A 22,931-nucleotide genomic window follows, 5' to 3' on the forward strand; every position below is an offset into this window, starting at 1 on the left:
CCGGGGCCCGGTCCGGGGCCCGCTCCCGCACCGGATCCCGAGCCCTCCCCCACTCCCGGCCCGGTCCCCTCGCCGGGCAGCGGGAAGGAGAGGCCGAAGAAGCCCGGGCCGCGCGAACCCTCCACCGGCGAGATCCCGCCCGCCTGCGAAGTCACCAACGGCGGCGACTGCTCGGGGGAGGGCGCGGGACTGTTCGACATCACCGGCATGATCACGGACGCGATCTCGTCGTTCCTGACGAGCATCGTCAAGCAGGTCATGAAGCCGGTACGGGACCTGCTCGCTGACACCCTGCTGTCCACGCCCGACGTCACCGGGCAGCGGGCCGTCGCCCGGCTGTGGACCGCCTGTCTGGCGCTGGCCGCCGGCTTCTACGTGCTGTTCGTGACGGCGGGCGGCGTCACCGTCATGGGCTACGAGACCGTGCAGAACCGGTACGCGCTCAAGCAGATCGCACCCCGACTGCTGGTGGGCATGGTCGCCGCCGCGACCTCCAAGACCGTAATCAGCATGGCGATCGGCCTGGCCAACGCGCTGTCCGCCGCCGTCATGGGAGCCGACCTGTCGGACGCCGAACACGGCCTGGTCGAGCAGTCACTGCGCTACGTCCTGGCCCCGGCGGCCGGCGGCGCCATGTATCTGGTGTTCCTGAACTGTCTGGCGGCCGTGATGGTGATCGCGGTGCTGATGGGCTACATCGTGCGCGTCGCGGTCATCGCGCTGCTCGCCGTCTCGGCGCCGTTGGTGCTGTCGTGCCATGCGCATCCGGTCACCGACGGTCTGGCCCGGATGTGGTGGCGGGCGCTGGCCGGCTGCCTGTCGATCCAGGTCGCGCAGTCGATGGTCTTCGTCCTCGGGCTGAAGCTGTTCTTCGCGCCGGGCAACACCGTGCTCGGCTTTCCGCGACCGAGCGCGTTGGGGACGCCGCTGGCCGGACTGGCCCTGTTCTGGGTGCTGTTCAAGATTCCGGGCTGGACCACGCAGCTGATCTTCCGGGCATCGCCGATCACTCCACCGCGGGGTGGGGGCGTGCTGCGGATGGTCAGGTCCGTCGCACTGTGGCAGCTCATGAACGTCGCCGCTCCGGGAGCCGGAGCGGCCCTGGCCGGACGGGGCCAAGGTGGCGGCGGGGGCGCGGGGCTGCACCGGCTGATCCGGCGGGCCGGGCCAGGCGGCGGTCGAGGTGGGGGCGGCGGGGGTGGCCCGCGGCCCGGGCCGGGAGGGCGTCCGCCGGGCCCCGGTCCCGGCTCCGCGCCTGGGCCTGGTCCCGGGCCTGGGCCTGGGCCTGGGCCTGGGACCGGTGCTGGTTCCGGAACGGGCCCCGGTCCTGGTCCTGGTGGCGGCCCGGCGCCCTCGCCACCCGGACCGGGACGGCCCCGCGGCCCGGACCCCAGGCCCGGCCCCGGAGTCCAACCCGCGGGCGGCACCCCGCCCTCGCCCCGTGGCCCGGCCCCCAGGCCGCCACGGCCAACTCCACCACCGGCGCCCGCCACGCCGTCCCCACCGCGCCGTGTCCCCCGCACCACCACACGTCCATCCGCCACGCAGCGACCGGCACCCGCCTCCGGAAGCACACCGCCCCTGTCCACTGCGGCGACGGCCACGCCACCGGCCCCACCAGCCCCGCCGTCACCAGCCCCTGGCCGCCTCCCGCGCACCCCGATCCCGCGCGCACAGATCCGCCCTGCACGCCCGATGCCGCTGCGGCTCCCACTGGAACCACCCCGTAACACCCCTACCCCCAGGAGGCCCACGCGATGAACACGTACGACGACGACATGGTCACCGCGGTCAAGATCCCCTCCGACATCAGCCGCTCGGACAAGATCCTCGGCCCCCTGACGGCCCGCCAGGCCGCCCTGCTCACCGTGGTAGCGCTGATCCTCTACGGCGGCTACTGGGCATCTCGGCCGTTCATGGCGCCGCTCGCCTATCTCGCGCTGATCACGCCGGTCGCCGGGGTGGCGGGCGCGATCGTCCTGGGCAGCCGGGAGGGCATCGGCCTGGACCGTTTCGCTCTGGCCGCCCTCGCCCACGCCCGCACCCCCAAACGCCGCGTCCACGCTCCCGAGGGCGTCCCGCCGCTGCCCGCGCTCGTCGACCGGTCACTGGCCAAGTCGGCCGGGCCGCCTCCCACCGCGATGCGGATGCCCTACGACGGGGTCACCCCCGCCGGGGTCCTGGACCTCGGCCCGGAGGGCGTCGCGGCGCTGGCCACGTGCTCCACGGTCAACTTCGACCTGCGCTCGGGCGCCGAACAGCAGGCCCTGACCGCGGCATTCGCCCGCTGGCTCAACTCACTGACCGGACCGGCCCAACTGCTGGTGCGCTGCCACCGCATCGACCTGGCCCCGCTCGCCAACCAGCTCCAGCACGAGGCACCGGCGCTCCCCCACCCGGCCCTGGAGGACGCGGCCCGCGCACACGCCGCCTTCCTGACCCAACTCGCGGCCGTCGGCGACCTGTTGGCCCGCCAGATCGTGCTGGTCGCCCGCGAACCGAAGCCGGCCCAGACCGCCCGCCGCCACAGCGGCGCGGCAGCGGGACGGGCCGAACAGCGCCTGAACGAAGCAGCCCGCACCCTCGCACCAGCCGACGTCACCGTCCGCGCCCTCGACGCACCGGCCGTCACCCACCTCATCCAGGCCGCATGCAACCCCGACACCCCCACACCGGCATCCGCACCCACACCCCCGGGAGCATCCACATGAAGCGCCACCGCCACCCCACACCCGCTCCCGTTCCCGCATCCGCATCCGCATCCGCATCCGAACTACTCCAGCCCCTCGGCCCGGAGTCCGTCGCCGTCCACGCCCGCATGCTCACCGTCGGCGCCCACCTGACCTCCACCCTGGTCGTCACCGGCTACCCGGCCGAGGTCACCCCCGGCTGGCTCGCACCACTGCTGAACTTCCCCGGCCACCTCGACATCGCCCTGCACATCGAACCCGTACCCAACGCCGTCGCGGCGGCCGGCCTGAAGAAACAGCGCGCCCGCCTGGAGTCCGGCCGCCGCACCGGCTTCGACAAGGGCCGCCTCGACGACCCCGAAGTAGAAGCCGCCGCGGCCGACGCCGCCGACCTCGCCTACCGCATCGCCCGCGGCGAAGGAAAACTCTTCCAACTCGCCCTGTATCTCACCGTGCACGCCGCCGACGAGACCACACTCGCCGAACAGACCGCCGCCGTGCGGGCGGTGGCCGAATCCCTACTCGTCTCGGTCGCACCCACGACCTACCGGGCACTGCCCGGCTGGCTCGCCACCCTCCCCCTCGGCCTGGACACACTGAAGATCCGCCGTACCTTCGACACCGCCGCGCTCGCCGCCTGCTTCCCCTTCACCAGCCCCGACCTGCCCCTCACCCTCGACCAGGACGACACACCGACAGGGGTGCTGTACGGGCTCAACAGCGTCTCCGGCGCGCCCGTGCTGTGGGACCGCTTCGCGCAGGACAACTACAACTCCATCACCCTGGCCCGCTCCGGCGCCGGCAAGTCGTATCTCACCAAGCTGGAGCTGCTGCGCCTGCTGTTCACCGGCGTCACCGCGAGCGTCATCGACCCGGAGAACGAGTACGTACGCCTCACCGAAACCGTCGGCGGCCACATCATCGCCCTGGGCACCGACGGGGTACGCCTCAACCCCTTCGACCTGCCCGCTACCTCCGACGCGGGCGAGGACGTGCTCACCCGCCGGGTGCTGTTCCTGCACACTTTCCTCGCCGTGCTCTTCAACACGGACCTGACGGGAGCCGAGAAGGCGGTCCTGGACCGCGGCATCCTGGCCACCTACCACGCCGCCGGCATCACCGGCGACCCGCGAACCTGGCCCCGCACCCCGCCCCAACTTGCCGATCTGGCTGCGGTGTTGGCAGCCGATACCGATCCGGCCGCGCTCGATCTTGCCCGCCGCCTGGAGCCCTACGTGACCGGCTCCCACGCCGGCCTGTTCAACGGCCCCACCACCACACCGCCCACCGGGCATCTCGTCGTCTTCGCGCTGCGCGGTCTGCCCGAGGAAGTCCGGGCCCCGGCCATGGTGCTCGCCCTGGACACCATCTGGCGGCACACCGCCTCGCGCGCCCGTACCGGCAGACACCTGGTCGTGGTGGACGAGGCGTGGACGCTGATGCGCGACGGCGCCGGCGCCCGGTTCCTGTTCCGCATGGCCAAGGCCGCCCGCAAGCACTGGACCGGCCTCGCGGTCGTCACCCAGGACGCCGACGACGTACTGGCCTCCGAACTGGGCCGGGCCATCGTCTCCAACTCCGCCACCCAGATCCTGCTGCGGCAGGCGCCCCAGGCCATCGACCAGATCACCGAACAGTTCCATCTCTCGCACGGAGAACGGGAATTCATCCTCTCCGCCGCCCGCGGAGAGGCCCTGCTCCTCACCGGCGACCGCCGCCACAAAGTCGCGATGATCAGTGTGGCGGCGCCGGGAGAGCACGCCGTCATCACCACGGACCCGGGAGAGCTCGCCGCCCAGCAGCACGCCCTGGACGACGAACCCACCGACCCGGACGACCCCGATGACCACTCCAGCGAATCCTCCGACGAGGACGGCCCCGAGGCGGGGTGGATTCGATGACCACCGCCACTCTGACGGTCGCCGACGGAATCCTGGTCGACTTCCTCACCGACCCGAGCACCTTCTGGAGCGCGCTCGGCCGCCACGTCCTGACCTGGGTCACCGCAGCCGCGCCCGTCCTCGCCCCTGCCGGCCTGCTGCTCGCCCTCGCCACCTCGGTGGGGCGCCGTTACGTGCACCGCGCCCGCCACGACCGGCTCGCCGACGGCGCCCGCTGCGTGGAGATCCTCGCCCCGCCCATGGTCGCCCCGCACGGCGGCGAAGTGCTGTGGGCCCAACTCTCCGGCCTGCTGCGCCCCTGGTGGCACAGACTGGCCACCGTCCAGCCGCACCTCGCCTTCGAATACGCCTGGAACCACACCGGGCTGCGCATCACCCTGTGGGTCCCCGCCACCGTCCCCCTCGCCCTGCTGCGCCGGGCCGTAGAAGCGGCGTGGCCCGGCGCCCACACCCGCGTCACCGAACCGCCCCCGCTCCTGCCGTCAGGACATCTGGCCAGCGCCGGACGGCTGCACCCGGCCCGCCCCGCCGTACTGCCGCTACGCACCGAGCACCCCGCCGACCCGCTGCGCGCCCTCCTCCAGGCCGCCACCGGCATGAGCGACGGCGAGAGCGCCTGCGTCCAGATCCTGGCCCGGCCCGCCACCGGAGCCGCGCTGCGCCGAGCCCGCCGCACCGCCCGCCGCCTCAAAGCCGGAGCCCCCACCCACCGGCTCCCCGCCCTCACCGCCCTGCTCACCCACCGCCCCCAACCGGCGGCCACCAACAAACAGGACCCCGAACACACCACCGCCGTACGCCAGTCAGCGACCAAACTCTCCGGCCCCCAGTGGCAGTGCGCCCTCACCTACGCCGCCACGACCACCCCGAAAACCGAGCGCGCGAACGACGTCGTACGCGGCCGCGCCCACACCCTCGCCTCCGCGTTCGGCCTGTACGCGGAACGCAACTGGCTCGCCCGCACCCGCCTGCCCCACCCCGAGCCCGCACTCACCCACCGCCGCATGCCCGCCCGCACCGCCCTGCTGTCCGTGCCCGAACTCGCCGCCCTCGCCCACCTTCCGCTCGACCCCGACGCCCCCGGTCTGCGACGGGCCGGCGCCCGCAGCGTCCTGCCGCCCCCGCAAATCCCCGAACCCGCCCCCGGCTCGGGCGTGAAACCGCTGGGATCCTCCGACACCGGGGCGCGCCGCGGCGTCGGCCTCGCCGCCGCCGACGCCCGCCACCACCTGCACCTGATGGGCGCCACCGGCTCCGGCAAATCCACCCTGATCGCCAACCTTGTCCTGGACGACGTACACAGCCGCCGCGGCGTCATCGTCATCGACCCCAAGGGCGACCTGATCACCGACCTCCTCGACCGGCTCCCCGACACCTGCGCCCACCGCCTCGTCCTCATCGACCCCGACGACCGCCACACCCCGCCCTGCCTCAACGTCCTGGACGGCGCCGACATCGACGTCGTCACCGACAACATCACCGGCATCTTCCGCCGCATCTTCTCCGCCTTCTGGGGACCGCGCACCGACGACGTCATGCGCGCCGCCTGCCTCACCCTCCTCAAACACCGCGAGGCCACCCGGCAACAAGTCACCCTCGCCGACATCCCCCGCCTGCTGGGCGAGACATCCTTTCGGCTGCGGATCGTGCCCGCCCTCAAGGACCCGGTGCTGCGCGGGTTCTGGGCCTGGTACGAGTCGATGTCCGAGCCCTCACGGGCCGCCGTCATCGGCCCCGTCATGAACAAGCTCCGCGCGTTCCTGCTACGGGACTTCGCCCGCCGCGCCATCGCCGCAGGCCCCTCCACCTTCGACCTCACCGGCGTCCTCGACGGCGGCATCCTGCTCGCCCGCCTCCCCAAGGGCGCGCTGGGCGAGGAGACGGCCCGGCTGCTCGGCTCGTTCATCGTCGCCGGAGCCTGGCAGGCCACCGCCGCCCGCGCCCGCACCCCCGAACGCACCCGCATCGACGCAAACCTGTATATGGACGAAGCGCACAATTTCCTGACTTTGCCGTATCCGCTGGAGGACATGCTCGCCGAGGCCCGCGGCTACCGCCTCGCCATGACCCTCGCGCACCAGCACCTCGCCCAGCTCCCCCGTGACCTGCGCGAAGGCATCTCCGCCAACGCCCGCAACAAGGTCTTCTTCAACGCCTCCCCCGAAGACGCGCACGCCCTGGAACGCCACACCCTGCCCACCCTGGCCGCGCACGACCTCGCCCACCTCGGCCCCTACCAGGCCGCCGCCCACCTCCTCACCGACGGCGCCGAGTCGGCGGCGTTCACACTCACCACCCGCCCGCTGCCCACGCCGGTGCCCGGCCGCGCCCGCGACCTGCGCGCCGCCGCGGCCGCGCGCACCGGCCCCCGCCCGGCCACCGGCCCCTGACCTCCTGCCCTCCACCCGAACCCACCTCAACTCGGCCCTGACGTACCGGCGGTGACCTGCCATGCCCTCCCTCCCCCGTCCCGCAACCGGCCCCGGCTCCCGCTACACCGCCCGCGCCGCCACCACCCGCCCACGCCCCACCCCACGCCACCTGAACATCGCGGCCCTCACCCGCCGCCTCACCCCCCGCGACCTGTGGCTCGCCCGCATGCTCCACGAACACCAGGTCCTGACCACCGACCAGATCACCCGCCTCCTCCACACCGGCCGCCGCTCCGCCCAGCGCCGCCTGCGCACCCTGCACCGATGCGCCGTCGTCGACTCCTTCCGCCCCCTCACGGCCACCGGCTCCGCCCCCGAGCACTACACCCTCGGCCCCGCCGGCGCCGCCCTGCTCGCCGCGCACGCCGGACTCGACCTCGCCGCCACCGGCTGGCGCCCCACCTCCACCGGCCGCATCGCCTACTCCCCCTGGCTCGGCCACGACCTCGGCACCAACGACGTCCTCACCCACCTCGCCGCCCACCACCACGAACACCCCGACATCCACCTGGAATTGTGGCTGTCGGAACGCTCCTGCGCCCGCCGCTGGGGCGACATCATCCGCCCCGACGCCTACGCCCACTGGCGCGACGGCGAGCACCTCCTGCCGTTCTTCCTCGAATACGACACCGGCAGCCAGCCCCTCGCCCGCGTCGAGGCGAAACTCACCGGCTACGCCGCCTTCCGCACCGCCACCGGCAGCACCCCCGCCCTCCTCATCCACACCCGCACCCACTCCCGCGACCAAGCCATCCGCCACCGACTCACCTCTGCGGCCCGCGAGTTGAACCTTCCCGTCGCCACCACCTCGGCCGACTTCACCACCGACTCCCCCTGGGGCCCCTGGTGGACCCCGCTCGGACCGAGCAGCCACCGCACCACCCTCACCCGCCTCCCCGTCCACTGGGCCGACCTCACCCCCGCCGCCGGCCTCGCGCCCACCGACGCCGACACCGCGCTCACCCTGCCCGTCCCGCCGCTGCCGCCCACCGAAGAACCCACGTCATGAGCACCCTCGCCAAGACCGCCACCGGCGCCGGCTGCGCCCTGATCGCGCTCCCCCTGATCGCCGTACTCGCCGTCGCCGCACAGCTGTCCAGCCTGCTCCCCTTCGGCACCTCGGCCGCCCCCAGCAAGCACGCACTCGCCGACATCCCGCCCTCCTACCTCACGCTCTACCAGCGCGCGGCCCCCGAATGCCCGGGCCTGTCCTGGACCATCGTCGCGGCGATCGGCAAGGTCGAGACGAACCACGGACGGCACCCCACGATGGTGTCACCGGCAGGCGCGGTGGGGCCGATGCAGTTCATGAAGGACACGTTTCCGGCGTACGCACACCCGGTGCCGCCCGGCGGGAAGAAACCGCCCACCCCCTGGGACCCCATCGACGCGGTCTACGCCGCCGTCCGCCTGCTGTGCGCCAACGGCGCCCGAAACAACAAGAACCTCAGACGCTCCATCTGGCACTACAACCACAGCGACGCCTACGTGAATCAAGTCCTCGACATCGCCTCCCAGTACGCAGCAGCCACACCCGCCCCCACCGACGCGGCCGCCAAGGCAGTCGCATACGCACGCTCCCAGCTCGGCGCCCCGTACGTATGGGGAGGCGACGGAGCGGCCGAGGGCGGATTCGACTGCTCGGGCCTGACCCAGGCCGCCTACCGCACCGCCGGCACCGCCCTGCCCCGCGTGGCACAGGCCCAGTACGAGGCAACACCCAAGGTCCCCCAGGGGCAACCTCTCCTCCCTGGCGACCTCGTCTTCTTCGGCACCCGCCACAACCTCCACCACGTCGGCCTCTACATCGGCGGCGGCCAGATGATCCACGCCCCCAACAGCCACTCCGTAGTGCGCCAAGACTCCCTCGCCTCCCAGGGACACCTCTTCGGTATCACGCGCCCGACCAAGCACCCCCGCGCTAACGGGAGTTCGCGGTGAACACGACACCGGACGCCCACGACGCGCGGCGACTGCTGCGCACGATGACCCGCGTGCTGTGCGCGGTCGGCATTCTCGCCCTGATCTTCACCACCACCAACGTCACCCTGTTCGCCACCTCGCGCGGCGTTCCCGGACCGATCGCGATCCTGCTCGACCCCATGCTCGCGTCCGCGCTGACGGTGGTGCTGCTCGCCGACTCCCGCCTGGCCTCCTGGGGCATCCGCCCACCGACCTGGTCGGCCGCTCTCCGCTGGTCCGCAGGCTGCACAGCGGCGCTGATGAACAGCTGGGCCTCGCTATGGCCGGACAGACAGATCGGCTGGCCACGCCACGCAGACCCGGCGGCGGTCCTGCTGCACCTCACACCAGCACTCCTACTGATCCTGCTGACAGAAACGATCGCCGCCTACCGACGCACCATCGGCGCACTCCTGGAACAGATCCACGCCACCGATCCGGGCCCGGAGACCGATCGGCCCCCTACCGACCACACCAGATCGACCCCACCGCACACCACGCCCACCGCAACTCGCCACAGTCCAGGCGCTGTTACGCCCGTCACCTCAATACCCAGCCTCGCCGGATGGCGAGACGCACCGTCCGCCGTCGACCCGCGCACACCGGTACCGACGGCGGCCGTTAACGGCGCCGACACGCCCCCGCGGCCGTCGTATGCCCCCACGTTCCCGCCGGCGGCGGACGACCCGGCAGACGGCGACCTATGGGCGCGCGCCGTCGCCCTGGACAATGCGGCCCGCGCCGCACGGGGACGGCCGGCGAGCGTGTGGCGGCTGCGCACCGATCTGCGCATCGGCCCCGAGCGTGCCGCACAGATCCGCGCCCGGCTTCTGCAGCGCAACCCCGATGAACCGAAGCCGCTCTCGTGACCAGCGGCGTTACCACTCGACGGGGCCGATCCCATCGATCTGCACCGCCCGCTTGACTTGTCGGCGGAGCTGGGGCGTCCATGGTCCCAACCGGCGACCCCGCCCACGATCAGATCGGTGAACTCACGGGCGGACAATCCGGATCCGACCGGGAAGAACGTGGTGCGCACACGCCCGATCGACCCCCGCGGCGCCACTGTAGCGCCGCGCCCCGGCCGGGCCCCCACCATCCGAACACCACGCCATCGGAGACGAGGCCCCACCATGTCCGACACCACCGGCAGCACCACGATCCGCGCACTTCGCCCGGTGCCCGCACCTGAACCGCTGGGCAACCTCAGCGGCACACCCGCCACCGCCTACACCCACCTGTCCGCGCACCCCGACGGGATCACCGTCGCCGAACTCGCACTCGCCGCAGGCCTCGGCCGCTCCACCACCGGCAAGGCCCTCACCACACTGGAGTCACACGGGCTGGCCGTACGCACCCCCGGCGGCCACGACGGCCCCCGCCGCACCCCCGACCGCTGGCACCCGGCCCCCGCGCCTGCCCAGGACTCGGGACCGGCGTCCCCGCCGAAGGCAACCACGGCCCCGACGCACCTCTCACCCCAGAACGCCACGGAACCCGCCGACCCAGCACCCCAGTCCCCGAACACCCAGGACGACGCGGCGCACGAGACCCTCACGCTCCAGCCGAAGACGCAGACGCAGACGCAGACGCAGGCGGAGGCGGAGGCGGAGGCGGAGACGCAGAGTTGCATCACCGGGGCCGAGGAAAGCCGCATCGAGGCCGATCCGGAGGAGGCGATGACACCGCCGAACGCGACACCCGGCGCCCCGGCGACCCCGGAAGAGCCCACTGAGCCGACGCCACTGTCTGCCGCTGCACCGCAGCAGCCGAAGCCCGTGCCGGTCGGCTCCACGGTACGGCTGGCGCCGGGCAGTCTGCGGCAGCTGGTCCTCGCCCATCTCACGGCCCACCCGGAGGAAGCGTTCACCGCGACCGGAGTCAGCCGGGTTCTGGAGAAGTCCTCGGGAGCCATTGCGAATTGCCTGGTCAAGCTGGCTGGTCTGGGCATCGCTGAGCAGGTGACCGAACGGCCCCGCACCTACCGGATCGTCCCCGGGGGCGCCGAACGCCCGCAGGAGTGACCGCCCCCGCACGGAGCCCCGAGGCCGGACCCGCCACACCACGGCGGGCCCGGCCTCGGGGCTCCGGCATTGCCACTCGGCCCGGGCCAGTGATCTGCAGGCTCTCCTGGGCGTGCCCGACATCCCACGCCGGCAGGTCCCCTGTCCACCGCGTCCTCGGCACATCCCCGACTGCCTACCGGCGCACGTTCCCGCAACCGACACGGGCACCGACGGGCCAGGCTGGGCACCGCTCATCGATGGAGTGGGCCTTGGCCCTGTCACTTCGCGCGTTCGAAGCGAGTGTTCAGGCCGCAGGGCAGGTCCGGGTCGTCCGTCGCACAGAGCGACTTGCCATGGTCGACGACCGTCAGATCTATATGGCAACTGGCCTCGGAAGGAGCACCGAACATGAGGCCGATCTCCGATCCGGAGTTGGCCTTCTTCGAAGTGGTGTAAGAGTCCGCGCCGTCGTGGGCGAAGAACGCCCAGTCCCCGCTGCCCCGGCCAACCGGGCACCCCGTCCCGGCCAGACCGCCGGAGGCCAAGCGTGCCGAGGTGAACGTGTGATCGGCGGCGAGGGAGAGCCTCGCACCGGACTCCGCCTCCCAGTCGCCGACGACCCGGTCGACGGAGGCCGTCGCCGGATCACCCTCCATGTCGCATGACGTCACAGCCAGCGCGGTGAGCGGAACAACGGCTGCCCAATGAAGGGAGCGCCGGAAAGGGGTATGGAACACAACTGCATCCTAAAGAGAGTCAACACGTGTAGCACCGAAGTCACCGTCCTCCAGCTCTTGTTGCCCGACGTTGAAGTTGGGCACGGTGGCGTCACGGGGGTTGAGGGCGCGGTGGGCGTGACAGGCCCCACCAGGCCGTGGCCGGGCGGGGGCCGGGTGCTCATGCTGTTGCCGTGGCCGTCACGGTGGCGTCGTGACCGGCCAGCCGGTGGAGTCGACTTCGGCGGCGGCGCGGGACGTGGTGGTGTCGACGAGCTTCTTCTTGCTCGTACGCGCTAACGCCGTGCCGCCAGGCCCTCGGTCCACAACAGGCGGTAGTTCTCTACCTGTTGCCACCATCGGGGGAAGTCCGGGCCGGGGCGGGCGGTGCCCGTCGTGTGGCAGAGCAGGGCGACGCGGAACGGGTCGGTTCCGGTCCACCCGAAGTCCAGCACGGTACTGTCGAGTTCGCCGTGTCGACGGTGAACGGCGCGCAGGCGCAGCCCGGTTGCCGTGGCCATGTGCGCCGTGCGGTGCACGCCGATCACGATGCGGATGTCGGCGGCCGGGCTGGGCGTGGCGTAGGCGCTGTGTCCGAGCACGGTCCACCTCCCGGAGTCGATCGGTTCGCCGGTCAGCAGGCCTACGAGGATGGTGTGGTCGGTTAGGGGTGTGGTCATGGCGGCTGCCCTTTCTCGGTCGTGGCGGCGGGCGGTGGCGGGCGTCCGTGGCACCCGGGACGGGTACGCAGCTGTCCCGGGCGCCACGGGGCGTGGCTACGGCTGCCGGGTGACCGCGCACTGGTAGGCGTGCAGCAGCCGGGTGAGGTGACGGGTCGCGTGGTCGCGTTCCGCACAGGCCCGGTCCAGCCGCGCGGCGATCTGGAGGGCGTGTTCGTGGTCGCGGTAGGGGCCGTCGAGACAGCGCTCGCCGTGAGCGGCACTGTCGGCCAGCCGAGCGCGCAGTCGTTCGGCGTCCCGGTCGAGGTCGTCCAGGTCGCGGGCGGCGTTCTTGATCAGCTGTGCGAATGGGGCGAGCACGGTGCCGTCGCCGCACACGGTCTCGATATGGGCGAGCACGTCGGATCGCCGCAGGATTTCTTGGGCCAGGCGGGTGCCGAGCCACTGTTCGGGCGCGTAGGACGTGACCGCCTGGTGCGTGCCCCGCCCCACGTCGGGTTCGAGGGGCGTGCCCGAACCGGTGTGGGTGGAGGAGGTGTTGGCGCGGGCTGCTGTGCCCGTGATGCGGCTGATGTGTGGTTCGGTCATGATCGGGCTCCTCGTGGCGGTTGTCGTGGCGGGGGCCGGGATGTTCGCGGCCCCGAAGGCGCTGCGCCCGAGCCCCGGGCCGCCCGTGGCGGGCGGCCTGGGGTGCGGGTCAGGTGCGGGGGGTCGTGGCGGCGCCGATGTCGGGGCCCGGCCGGGTCGGGCGGACTACCGGTGCCGGGTCGGTGAGGGCTGCACACAGGGCACGGATGAGGTGCGTGGGGGTGCCCGGGTGGGCGCTGGCGTGCCACAGGGAGGGGGCGTCGGCGGCGCGGCGGGCGGAGAGCAGCCAGTTGGTGGTGCCGGGGCCCGAGGGGCGGGGCAGGGTGGGGGTGACGACGACGGCCTGCTGACCGGGTGCGTACCAGGCCGACTCGTCCGTGCCCCGATCGCGCATCCAGCCCGCCGCCTCCAACGGCCCGGTCGCCGCCAGGGGCGCGACGGGAGGCCGCAGATAGTGCGGTGCCTGGCCGGGTTCATGCCCGGGCTCGGGGTCGGTGAGGGCGGTGGCCAGGGTGGTGATCAGTTCCGGCGGAGTGGCGGGCGCGAAGCACACCTTCCAGGCGGCCGGGGTGCCGGGGGCGGTGCGGGCGGTGAACTCCCAGCCCACGCCCGGGCCCGTGCCGCGCACGGCGGGCAGATGTGCGGGGACGTAGACGGCTTCCAGCAGACCGTCGGCCTCGCGCAGGTGGAAGGCGTACGCCTGACGCAGGTGCTCGACGTGCCACCCCATGGCGGGCAGCGCGTGCATCAGGGCGTGGGTGGCCTGCTCATCGGGGCCTGCCAGGTAGCGCGGGGCAATCAGGTATCCGGGGTGGGGGTACGGTGCGGTCATCGGTGAACTTCCCTTCGGTGACGGCTGGTTGATCTGTCTGCGTCGGTGGGGGTGGGGCGGCGTTCGGTTACGTGCTGGTGTGGCGGGTGCAGCCGGAGCGGTGGCCGGGGTCCTCGTCGAAGAGGTCGCTGAGCAGGTGCAGCACGTGGCGCATACGTACGAGGTCCGGGGTGTCGGTGAGGTAGGTGCCGAGGTCGGCGAGGGTGATGACCTGGACGAGGGGGACCTCGCCGCCGCAGGCCGGGCAGGGCCGGAGCAGGTGCAGGGGTTCGTCCGAATACGTCGGGTCGGGGTTGAGGAACACGTACTCCTCGCTGGTGGTGGGGCACGTGGCGGTGGCGCGGACGGGTTCGCCGAGCTGGTGGTGGCGGCGCAGCCCGTCGGGTGCGGCGGTGATGCGGGTGCGGTCGAAGCCGAGGAGGGCGGACAGCCGCAGGATGGTCAGGGCGTGGTCCTCGCCCCGGTAGGGGCCCCGGGGGTCGGTGGCGCGGGTGCGGGTGACGAACTCGGCGGCGGTTCGGGCCTGTTCGGCGATCGAGGGGGTCGCGGTCATGGCGGGGTACTCCTTCGGGTCGGCCCCTTCGGCGGGGCGAGGGTCGGCAATGTGCGCGCGGTTCACTGGGAATGGAGGTTTTCGGGGTGGTCTTCTGTCACGGCGCGGCGCGTGGCGGCTGTCGCGCGGTCCGGGGGCCGGGGGCCGGGGGCCGCCCGGGCGGTGCGGCGGGCGGCTTGGTGGGGCCGGTCGGTGGTCAGGTGGTGTGTGCGAGGGCCTGGGTGGCGGCGGTGGCGATCGCGGTGATCGCCTGGGCGGGGTCGGCCAGTTCGAGGAAGGTGACACCGGGCAGCGGGATGGCGTCGGGCTCGAAGGCGAGCCACAGCACCGCGCACCCGGCCGCGCGCAGCGCGGTGATCCGCTGGTGGGCGCGGGCGGCTTCGCCGGGCGCGTAGTGGCCGTCGGAGGCGATCACCAGCAGGCGGGCGGCGCCGGGCCGGTCAAGGGCCAGGGCGGCGGTGAGGGTGTCGGCCGCTTCGGCCAGGCGGTGGCCCAGGCCGTTGGCCTGGAACTCGGTGACCTGGGCCGGGGCGCGGCCCGGGGTGGTGATCGCGGTGAGCGCGCGGTCGTAGGCGAGCGTCGCGCTGCGCGAGTCGGGGTCGGTGAGCGTGGTGGCGCGGGCGAGGATCCAGGCGGCCGAGGCGATCGGGGCGGTGGCCGCGCACATCGACCCGGAGATGTCCACCGCGATGCCCACCCGCAGGGGCGGGGACGGGGTGGGGCGGTGTTCGGTGCGGGTGAACGGCGTCGCGGTCGGGGTGGCCCCGGCCGCCCGCTGGGCGTCCCGGGCCAACACCTGGCGCATGTTCAGCCGTCCCGGCGGGGTCGCCGACCGGGTGACGGTCGTGGTGCGTTCACGGTAGGCCGCCGCCTTCAGGGCGCGGGCCAGCCGCGCGGCTGCCGCCTTCTCGACGCCACTCGGCGCCCGGCGGCGGGTGACGGGACTGGACTGGGGGCGGCGGCCGGGGGCGGGCTTGACCCGCTGCGGGCGCCCGGGGGCGGCGAACACCTTCTTCCCGAACTCGGCGCCCTGGCGGGCGCGTTCGGCCTGCTCCGCCTTGGCTTGCTTCTGGGCTCGGCGATGCGCCTGCGCGGCGGCGATCTGCTCCTCCTGGGCGGATACCGCCGACACGGTGCGCCCGACCGCCTCGGCGAGACCGCCGCCACCGCCGCCTCCGGGGACCGGGATCGGGGGCGGTTCAGGGGCGGTCGGCTGCGTGCCGAGGGCCTGGCACCAGGCTTCGGCGTGGGCCGTCATCTGCGGGCCGTCGTCGTCGGCCACCTGCTGTACGGCCTGCCAGAGGGCGGCGAGGTCCTCGTACAGGTCGTCGCCGAGCCGGGCACGGACCACTTTCTCCAGGTCGGCGGTCTCGTCCGGGTCGAGGATTCCGGCGTCCCGGCGGGCCAGGAGCAGGGCGGCTGCGGTGGCCGCCGCCCACCGGTCGTTGACCGTTGAGGGCTGGAAGTTGGGCACGATGATGCCCAGTGCGCTGGCCCGCAGGTAGCGGCGGTCGGCGGGGCGGCGGCGCAGTTGGGCGCCTTCCGCCCGGGCCTCCTCCAGCAGCTCGGCGGCCTGCCCCTGGGCGGTGCCCCGCAGGGCGGGCGGGAGGGTCCAGCGGGTGTGGGCGGCGTGCGCGGCCTCGTGGGTGAACGCGCCCCAGGCGGCCGGGTAGCGCTCCTCGTCGCCCACGCGTGCGGGGCGCAGCGTGGCGGGCGGGTGCGGCGCGAACAGGGCGGCGTCGATCTCCAGTTGGGCCAGGGTCGGGAAGAAGGCGGCCGGGGCCCCGGACCGGGTGCCGGGTTCACAGGTGACGATCACGTCGTCGCGACCGGCCAACTCGGCCAGACGGCTGGCGAGTTCCGCCGAGACGCGCAGCCACTGCCGGGCCAGGCGGCCGGGCGGGATCTCGAAGGGCGGGGCGCCGTCGTCCTCCCAGCGCATCAGGTCGGCCTCGGTAGCGGTGACGGCGGGCGGGGTGTGCTGCACGTGGGAGGTGAGCGGGGCGGTGGTGGGTGCAGGCATGGCGGATCAACTCCGTTCCAGGAAAGGGTGCGTACGAAGCGGGGCGGGGCGGGGTGGGGTGGGGTGGGGTGGGGTGGGGGTGCCCGGGGGCGGCGCGGGCGGGCGGGCCGCCCCCGGGGGGTGGTTCAGAGTTGGCGGCCCAGGCTGAGGGCGGTCACGGGGCGGCCGATGGCCTTGGTGACGATCTCGGTGACCGCATCGCGGTCCTCCAGCGGCGCCACACCGACCAGGTTGGCGAAGGCGGCATCCGCGCCGAGCACGCTGGCGATCTTCTGGAAGGCGAGGAGTTCGCGCAGCTGCGGGGCCCAGCCGACCTCTCCGACCTGCTGGGCGATGGCCAGGTTCCGGGCAATGCGTACCGCTGCCGGGTTGATGTGCAGGGCAGCGGCAAGGTCGTAGTCGGAGCCCACCTGGATCTGCATGCTGAACCGGCTCGCGAGGGCCTCGGTGAGGACCGCGCCGTGCACGCCCGGGTTGTGCCCGGCGATCACGTAGAAGCCGTCCAAGGCGGTGATCGTCTCGCCTTTGTGCGCCTTGACCTGGATCTGGCGGCGGCCGTCCATCGCCGGGTACAGGGCGGCCAGCACCTTCGGCGAGATGAGCGTGGCGTCGTCCAGGAGGAGCGGGCGCCCTCCGGTCATGGCGCAGATCAGCGGCCCGTAGACGAACTCATAGCCGCCCGAAGGATCCTGGGTGTACTCGCCGACCAGGTCCCCGACCGTGGTGTCACCGTCTCCCGCCACCGTGACCAAGTCCGGGAAGGCGGCCTCGATCAGCGAGGTCTTGCCCGTACCCGGCGGCCCGTACAGCAATACGGGGACATGGGCGGCGCGCAGGCGGCGCAGCGCCTCCACATCGGGGAGGTTCGCCAACGCGCGCGGGTGATAGGCCTGCCCGTTCGGCCGCACGATCGGCTGCGGTGTCCCGCTCCCGCCCGTCGAGGTGATCGTCGTGGGCGGCGGGCCGGGTGCGGGTGGCGGCACTACGGGGGCCGGGCCGGGGCCGCCCGCTGCGGCGGCCCCCGTGGTGGCGGTGGCCCGGTACATACGGGGCTTGTCCTGTGAGCGTTCGGCCTCGCCCCGGGCAACCAGGGTCTCGCAGGCGTTGCCCACCGCCCCGCCCGAATGCCCGAGGATCCTGGCCAGTTCGGTGACGGTGTACTCGCCCGCCGGGCTGGCGGTGAGGATCTGCGCGATCCGCGCCCGGAGCTCGCCCGGCCGCGCCTTCCCGCCCCCGCCGGGCGGCGGTACCGCCCCCGGGGCCGGGGTCATCGAGGCAGGTGTGCTGCTACCGCTCATCACAGGGACCTTTCCGATCGCACTTTCCGCATTTGAATTCACCCCACCCCCGGACACACTCCTCCCGTCATTCGAATTAAAGGAGGAATGCCTTTCGGTGAGTTTTCCGTTCCCGCCCTTTCCGGGAATAGTTCAAATATAGCTCGCCCCGGGGGTGACCTGAAGCCCTGCTCCGGCTTGATAATGCTGGAATATCTCGAAATTCGCGACGGGAATTCAGGAGAATTCAATGCGCCAGGACGCCTTCGGTCGTGAAATACGGCGGTCGCGACCGATCCAGAGGCGACCAAAACGCCGGCACTCCGCATCATTCGAGTCGGCGTGCGAATCCACCGGCCCGGCACGGCGGCCCGGGCTCCGCCTCGCGCCGCCTCGACTCCGGCGCCTCCTCGGCGAGACCAGGCAAGGGGCGGCCGGCAGATGAAGGAAGCCGAAGGAGGGAGAGGGAAGGGGGAGAGGTGAGAAAGAGAGGTGAGGAGGCGGAGAGAGAAGAGGTGACCGGTTGGAGTGCGAAGCGAGGGGGCCGGGGCGCCGAGCAGTAGTAGATCGGGATGTGTTGCTACACCGATATACAGTCGCCCGCGCCCGCACGTGGCTCGCAGTGGCCCTGACCTGCCCCTACACCCCGGACTCGGGTGTCGTTTCCAAGGACGACACCAGAAACGACGTAAGAGACGACACCACGAACGACAGGGCAAACGACAGCGAGCCAGCTGCAGGTGATCGCCTGGTGAGAATGCGCCGCGACCTGCCCCTTTACCGGCCCTGACGCAACGCCGGGGCGAGGAGTGCCTGGGTGGCCTGGTCCGGTTCGAGGTCGAGTTCGGCGAGGTGGCGTTCCAGGCGGACGTAGGTGTGGCGGGCGGCGTCGTGACGGCCGGCCTGCTGGTACAGGCGGATGGCGTGCTGCGCCACCTGTTCATGGTCGGGATGGATCGTGCCCAGGTGTTCCAGCGACGCGAGCACCGCCTCACGGTCGCCCGCCTCACCGGCGTGTTCCCTCTGGTGGGCCAGGCGGAGGACGGCGTCGGTGGCCTGAGTGGTGAGGTGTTCGCGGATGGTGTCGGCCCACAGATAGTCGCGCCCCTGGGCGAACGGGCCGCGGTAGTGCGCGAGCGCCTGCTGGACGGCATCCAGGCAGGCGGCGTGTTCCGCGCCCATGGAGAGTCGGCCTGCGCGCTCGATGAGGCCGGTGAAGTCCGCGAGGTCGGTTTCCATCAGCTGCGGATGCAGTTTATGGAGTTCTCCTTGAAGGAGAATGAATTCCTGTTCTCCGATTCCGGTGGCGCCGCGCAGCGCTCGCCTCACGGCGCGGCGCAGGTTCTTCAGGGCGTTGTGGGTGGCGCCGTCTGCCAGGCGCAGCTTCTCGGCGATATCGGAGGCGAGAAGTCCGGCCGGGTGGGCGGCGAGCAGGGCGAGGAATTCATGGACTTCGCCGCGCAGGTTGGCGCCGACGGGCTCCGGGTTACCACGGGCGTGCAGGGTGATGGGGCCCAGGACATGCAGGCGTACAGGCTTGTGCTGCGGCTCGCGGCGGCGCACGACGGTCGGCTGCAGTGCGACGCGCAAGGAACCGCCGCCGTCACCGCCGGCATCGTCGGTGGCAGGGATCGCAGCCGAGCCGTCGTCCTGATCCGGCTGCTCCGGTTCCGGCACAGCGGACACGGGGACGGGAGCGGCGGGCCGGCGGTAGGCGACGCGCAGGCGCGGACTCTGGCCGTGGGCGCCGAGGAGGACGTCGACCATGTCGCCTCCTGCCTCGGCCGTGAGGCGGAACAGCCGTACCAACCCGGGGTGTTGGCCGGCCGGCGTGGGACGGCTGATGGTGCCGTCCGGGTCGATGTGCCATCGGCTCGCACCCTCCAGCCCGGCATCGAGCGTGAGGACGATCAGGGTGCCCGGTCGGCTCCGGGCGGCCAGGGCGCGCAACTGTCCCATGTGAGCGGCGTCGGGCGTGACCAGGAGCACCAGGGCGCCCGGGGCGATCCCTCCCTCGGCGCCTTCTGTAGCACTCGATGCACGGCCGCCGGTGGATGGAGTCGGTCCAAGTGGAGGCTCCGGGGCATCGGTGTCCTGGAGGTAGTGGTGACGGCCGTGGGCGATGAGGTGCTGTTCGGCGAGGCGGACGGCCTCGCCGAGGCCGCTGCTCTGGGTGAGCGCGGTGAACTGGGTGGGCAGCCCAGGCAGCAAGCGCTCGGCGAGTTCTTGTGGGACGACCATCCTGGCGTTGGGCAGGCCGGGACGGCATCGTTCGGCGGCAGTCAGTACGCCCACCAGCAAGGCGCGAGCGGCCTGTTCGGCTCCGGGCCCTTGCAGGCTGATGCCGCCGGGGACGGCCAGTTCGTCCAGTGGCGCCTCGTCGCCGTCTTCGTCGAGGCCGACGGTCACCGTGTCGGGGGCGCGTGGTGGCCGGGGCGGGGTACGTCGGGTGATCAGCGCCTCGGGGTCGTCACGGTCGGCGGGCAGGGAGGCCTCGTGTCCGGCGTGCATGGCCTTGACCACCAGCGGGCTGAGGCTCGGGCTCGGCCCTTGCTCGATTTCCTGATCGGCGCGGCGTCGGCGGGCTTGGTGGGTTCGCCAGGCGCGGCGCGTGGCGAGCAGTCCGGTGGCCGCGGTGATGCCGATCAGGCCGGCCGTGCCGAAGTCGACCTGCGCCGGGCCGCGCCCCGGGGAGAAACCTCTCGCATGAGCCTGGTGGCCTTCCCTTTCATCAGGCTGCCGCCCGTACCTGTCGTGGCCGCCTGCGTCCTGTCCGGCCGATGGCTGCTGGTGCGGTGTCGGCGACGTCTCGGTCGGGGTCGGTACGGGAGACGGTGACGGCCTGGCCGGCTTCGGGGTATGCGGAGCAGTCGGAGAGTTCGGAGCAGTCGACGGCGGGGCGGCGGCCTCGGGGACAGGGATGGTCAGTTGCCAGCCCGGCCTGATCAGGTCCGGGTCGGTGAGCCGTCCGCCGCCGGGCTGCGTGCGGTCCTTGCTGAGGGCGTAGATGCGCGGCCATCTCAGTCCGTCGCCCAGGTGCGTGCGCGCGATGTCCCACAGGGTGTCACCGTCCTGGACGACGTACTCGATGCGCCGTACGCGGCCCATACCGGCGGCGACCGGGCGTACCGGCCCGGCAGTGGAGTCCCCGGCCCCGGCCCTCCCACTGCCGAGCGTCCGCGCGGTCGGCGGGACAGCACGCGCCTGAACCCGCTCCACGCAGGCCGTCGCGGCGACCTGCGGCCTCATCTCCCCCTCTGCCCAGGACTGTTGGGCCTGTGAGGTGTACGGCCGCCACAGGGCCAGCATCGCCACCACGAAGGTGCCGATACAGAACGCGGCCACGGTGGCCTTGAACGGCAGCGCGGCGATGTGTACTTCGTGGGCGCGCCGATCACGCAGCAGTTCCGGGAGATGCGCCACGTACCAGACGGCTTCCCGGATCACGGACCAGGCGAAGGCGGCCCAGCACACCCAGCCGACCACCGCCAACAAGGCGATCATCAGCGGGTCGCTGATCGGTTGCATCAGCCGCTCACCCAGCTCGCTCCAGGACGCGACCCGGTCCGGCCATGGGTTTCCGGCCGCCCGCCACAGCACGTACGGCATGCCGGCGAGCAGGGCGAGCATGACGGCGGTCATGCCGAGCGCGGTGACCGCGGCGGCGATGCGCCTGGCGATGCTGCGGACCATTTCGGTGGTCCCTTCTGGGGGCTTCCGAGCGCGACCCGCGCTGTCGTGAACGGGGCTTACTGGGTGGCGCGTTCGGCGTGCGCGGTGGCACTCGCGTGCACGGTGAGGGTGTCGATGCCGATGAGTGACAGGATCTGGGTGGGCTGGCGGTGGGTGACCTGTACGGTGACCGCGTCCTGGTGCACGGCGGCCGTGCCCGAGTCGCCGGTGGCGGCCACGTGCGATCGGGCCGCGTGGGCGGCTTCGCCGTGCAGGAGGCGGACTTCGGCGCCGTGGGTACGGCGCAGGCGACCGACATCCAGCTGCTGGGCGCCGGTGCGTGCGGCTTCCTGTGCGACGTCCATGGCCTGGGACTTGCCGGCCAGGGCGAGGCCGCCGTCGACGACGATCCCGGCGAACAGCCACAACGCCGCGAGGATGCCGACGACGAACGCGGTGACCTGTCCCCGGTCGTCCCCGGCCGCGATCAGGCCACCGGCTGCACGCAGCCGGGCCCGAAGAGGGTTCATGAGATGGCGCTCCTATAGGTGTCGATGACTGAGTACGCGGTGCCGTCCACCGGCACGTGTCCAGGAAGCCCGGTGCCGCTCAGGTGGCCCAGATCCGCAGTACAGGTCACGTGGGCCGTGACCGTGGCACCGGGCTGGAGATGCCCCGTACGCACGCGCACCTGTGGGTGGGCGCAGGACGCTCCGGCCGCGTGCAATGCGGCGCGCGCCGCTTTCTGGGCGTCGCTCCTCGCCGCGCCTTCGGTACGGGCCAGGGAGGCGGCGCGGGCCGCCTGGTGAGCGGCGTCGTTCACCACCAGGCGGGCGTCGGCGAGCAGCCCGAAGGCCACCACGACCAGCATCACGAGCACCAACAGCGGTGTGAGCAGCACGAGTTCGACCGCTGCGGAGCCCCGGTCGCTGCCGGCCAGCCGCGTCCGCCCGGTCATGGCCGGGCTCCGGTGGGCAGGGTGATCTTCTCGGTGGCGCCGGAGGCCGTACCGGATGCGTGCAGATGCAGGCCCGGTACCACCGCCATCACGGTGCCGTTCACCCGCACCACGGTGTGCGCGGAGGTGCGGGTGACGGCGACGGACGGGCCGTTCAGCACGCGGCTGCCCAGTGCGTCGAGGCTGTGCCTCGCCTGCGCGTCGCCGTCGCCGGCGCTGCCGTCCTCCACCCGGGCTGCCGCCAGGCCGCGCTGGGCGGCGAACTCGGCGATGTGCCGGGCGTGCCAGGTCAGGGCGAGCTGCACGATGAGCAGGGCCGTGAGCATGAGTGCCGGGGTGACGAGGACGAGTTGCATCGACGCGGCCCCGCGGTCCTCCCGCATCCGGCGCCACAGTGCACGCACGGTCTACCGCCCGAGGTCGATGCCGTTGGCCTTGGCGGTGACCTTGGCGACGATGACGCCCACCACGGTCAGCCCCAGGATCGCCAGCAACGCGGTGACGATGATCGTCTCGGTGGTGTAGCCCGCGTCCCCGCGTTCCTTGATCTGGTGGCGCAGGTCGGCGAAGTGAGCGCGCAGCATCCGGGCCAGCGTGTCGAGTTGGGTCATGTCGGTGTTCTCCTCGGTGTCTTCGTGTGG

20 protein-coding genes are annotated in these 22,931 nt (G+C 72.6%); 8 read left to right on the forward strand and 12 right to left on the reverse strand.

Annotation, left to right across the window (positions count from 1 at the left end; translation table 11 throughout):
* The first annotated feature begins 207 nt into the window (after window positions 1-207).
* The 8 genes from ACIRHA_RS09710 to ACIRHA_RS09745 all read left to right on the forward strand — a co-directional run bounded on the left by ACIRHA_RS09710 (window position 208) and on the right by ACIRHA_RS09745 (window position 11,009).
* Window positions 208-1,761, forward strand: a complete 1,554-nt coding sequence (locus ACIRHA_RS09710) for a hypothetical protein (RefSeq protein ID WP_403842288.1) — start codon at window positions 208-210, stop codon at window positions 1,759-1,761.
* Entirely contained in the window at window positions 1,758-2,711 is a 954-nt protein-coding gene (locus tag ACIRHA_RS09715) for a PrgI family protein (protein ID WP_403842291.1), read from the forward strand. The genes ACIRHA_RS09710 and ACIRHA_RS09715 overlap by 4 nt, the downstream gene beginning before the upstream one ends.
* Window positions 2,708-4,591 (forward strand): VirB4 family type IV secretion system protein, encoded by a 1,884-nt coding sequence (locus tag ACIRHA_RS09720; protein WP_403842294.1) that lies wholly within the window; start codon window positions 2,708-2,710, stop codon window positions 4,589-4,591. Before ACIRHA_RS09715 ends, ACIRHA_RS09720 begins: the two co-directional genes overlap by 4 nt.
* Window positions 4,588-6,981 carry a type IV secretory system conjugative DNA transfer family protein gene (locus tag ACIRHA_RS09725; RefSeq protein WP_403842296.1) on the forward strand — a complete coding sequence of 798 codons (2,394 nt, stop codon included), beginning with the start codon at window positions 4,588-4,590 and terminating at the stop codon, window positions 6,979-6,981. Before ACIRHA_RS09720 ends, ACIRHA_RS09725 begins: the two co-directional genes overlap by 4 nt.
* A gap of 61 nt (window positions 6,982-7,042) precedes the next feature.
* Window positions 7,043-8,032 (forward strand): replication-relaxation family protein, encoded by a 990-nt coding sequence (locus tag ACIRHA_RS09730; protein ID WP_403842299.1) that lies wholly within the window; start codon window positions 7,043-7,045, stop codon window positions 8,030-8,032.
* The gene (locus ACIRHA_RS09735; protein WP_403842301.1) at window positions 8,029-8,964 is read left to right on the forward strand and encodes an NlpC/P60 family protein; all 936 of its coding nucleotides are present in this window, start codon (window positions 8,029-8,031) and stop codon (window positions 8,962-8,964) included. Before ACIRHA_RS09730 ends, ACIRHA_RS09735 begins: the two co-directional genes overlap by 4 nt.
* Window positions 8,961-9,854, forward strand: coding sequence for an extensin (locus ACIRHA_RS09740; RefSeq protein WP_403842303.1), 894 nt, complete (start codon window positions 8,961-8,963; stop codon window positions 9,852-9,854). Before ACIRHA_RS09735 ends, ACIRHA_RS09740 begins: the two co-directional genes overlap by 4 nt.
* 264 nt (window positions 9,855-10,118) lie before the next feature.
* Window positions 10,119-11,009, forward strand: coding sequence for a MarR family transcriptional regulator (locus ACIRHA_RS09745; protein ID WP_403842306.1), 891 nt, complete (start codon window positions 10,119-10,121; stop codon window positions 11,007-11,009).
* A 260-nt stretch (window positions 11,010-11,269) separates the two neighbouring features.
* Here ACIRHA_RS09745 and ACIRHA_RS09750 read toward each other — a convergent pair whose 3' ends face one another.
* The 12 genes from ACIRHA_RS09750 to ACIRHA_RS09805 form a co-directional block, all read right to left on the reverse strand.
* Window positions 11,270-11,647 carry a hypothetical protein gene (locus ACIRHA_RS09750; RefSeq protein ID WP_403842309.1) on the reverse strand — a complete coding sequence of 126 codons (378 nt, stop codon included), beginning with the start codon at window positions 11,645-11,647 and terminating at the stop codon, window positions 11,270-11,272.
* A gap of 356 nt (window positions 11,648-12,003) precedes the next feature.
* The gene (locus tag ACIRHA_RS09755) at window positions 12,004-12,387 is read right to left on the reverse strand and encodes a hypothetical protein (RefSeq protein ID WP_403842312.1); all 384 of its coding nucleotides are present in this window, start codon (window positions 12,385-12,387) and stop codon (window positions 12,004-12,006) included.
* 96 nt (window positions 12,388-12,483) lie between these two features.
* Window positions 12,484-12,975 (reverse strand): hypothetical protein, encoded by a 492-nt coding sequence (locus ACIRHA_RS09760; protein WP_403842314.1) that lies wholly within the window; start codon window positions 12,973-12,975, stop codon window positions 12,484-12,486.
* A gap of 109 nt (window positions 12,976-13,084) precedes the next feature.
* The gene (locus ACIRHA_RS09765; protein WP_403842317.1) at window positions 13,085-13,807 is read right to left on the reverse strand and encodes a DUF317 domain-containing protein; all 723 of its coding nucleotides are present in this window, start codon (window positions 13,805-13,807) and stop codon (window positions 13,085-13,087) included.
* 67 nt (window positions 13,808-13,874) lie between these two features.
* On the reverse strand, window positions 13,875-14,360 hold the full coding sequence (locus tag ACIRHA_RS09770; RefSeq protein ID WP_403842320.1) for a hypothetical protein: 486 nt from the start codon (window positions 14,358-14,360) through the stop codon (window positions 13,875-13,877).
* A 196-nt stretch (window positions 14,361-14,556) separates the two neighbouring features.
* Complete coding sequence (locus ACIRHA_RS09775; RefSeq protein WP_403842322.1) at window positions 14,557-16,383, reverse strand: hypothetical protein; 1,827 nt, start codon at window positions 16,381-16,383, stop codon at window positions 14,557-14,559.
* Window positions 16,384-16,508: 125 nt separating this feature from the next.
* Complete coding sequence (locus tag ACIRHA_RS09780) at window positions 16,509-17,579, reverse strand: AAA family ATPase (protein ID WP_403844383.1); 1,071 nt, start codon at window positions 17,577-17,579, stop codon at window positions 16,509-16,511.
* Window positions 17,580-18,437: 858 nt separating this feature from the next.
* On the reverse strand, window positions 18,438-21,353 hold the full coding sequence (locus tag ACIRHA_RS09785; RefSeq protein ID WP_403842324.1) for a BTAD domain-containing putative transcriptional regulator: 2,916 nt from the start codon (window positions 21,351-21,353) through the stop codon (window positions 18,438-18,440).
* A 56-nt stretch (window positions 21,354-21,409) separates the two neighbouring features.
* Window positions 21,410-21,862, reverse strand: a complete 453-nt coding sequence (locus ACIRHA_RS09790; RefSeq protein ID WP_403842326.1) for a pilus assembly protein TadG-related protein — start codon at window positions 21,860-21,862, stop codon at window positions 21,410-21,412.
* The gene (locus tag ACIRHA_RS09795; RefSeq protein ID WP_403842329.1) at window positions 21,859-22,290 is read right to left on the reverse strand and encodes a TadE/TadG family type IV pilus assembly protein; all 432 of its coding nucleotides are present in this window, start codon (window positions 22,288-22,290) and stop codon (window positions 21,859-21,861) included. Before ACIRHA_RS09795 ends, ACIRHA_RS09790 begins: the two co-directional genes overlap by 4 nt.
* Window positions 22,287-22,673: a TadE family protein gene (locus ACIRHA_RS09800; RefSeq protein ID WP_403842331.1), complete on the reverse strand. Its 387-nt coding sequence runs from the start codon at window positions 22,671-22,673 to the stop codon at window positions 22,287-22,289. The genes ACIRHA_RS09795 and ACIRHA_RS09800 overlap by 4 nt, the downstream gene beginning before the upstream one ends.
* A 24-nt stretch (window positions 22,674-22,697) precedes the next feature.
* Window positions 22,698-22,901, reverse strand: a complete 204-nt coding sequence (locus tag ACIRHA_RS09805; protein WP_403842334.1) for a hypothetical protein — start codon at window positions 22,899-22,901, stop codon at window positions 22,698-22,700.
* Window positions 22,902-22,931: the final 30 nt, after the last annotated feature.

Source organism: Streptomyces sp. NPDC102360 (assembly GCF_044766085.1).
Classification (GTDB): domain Bacteria; phylum Actinomycetota; class Actinomycetes; order Streptomycetales; family Streptomycetaceae; genus Streptomyces.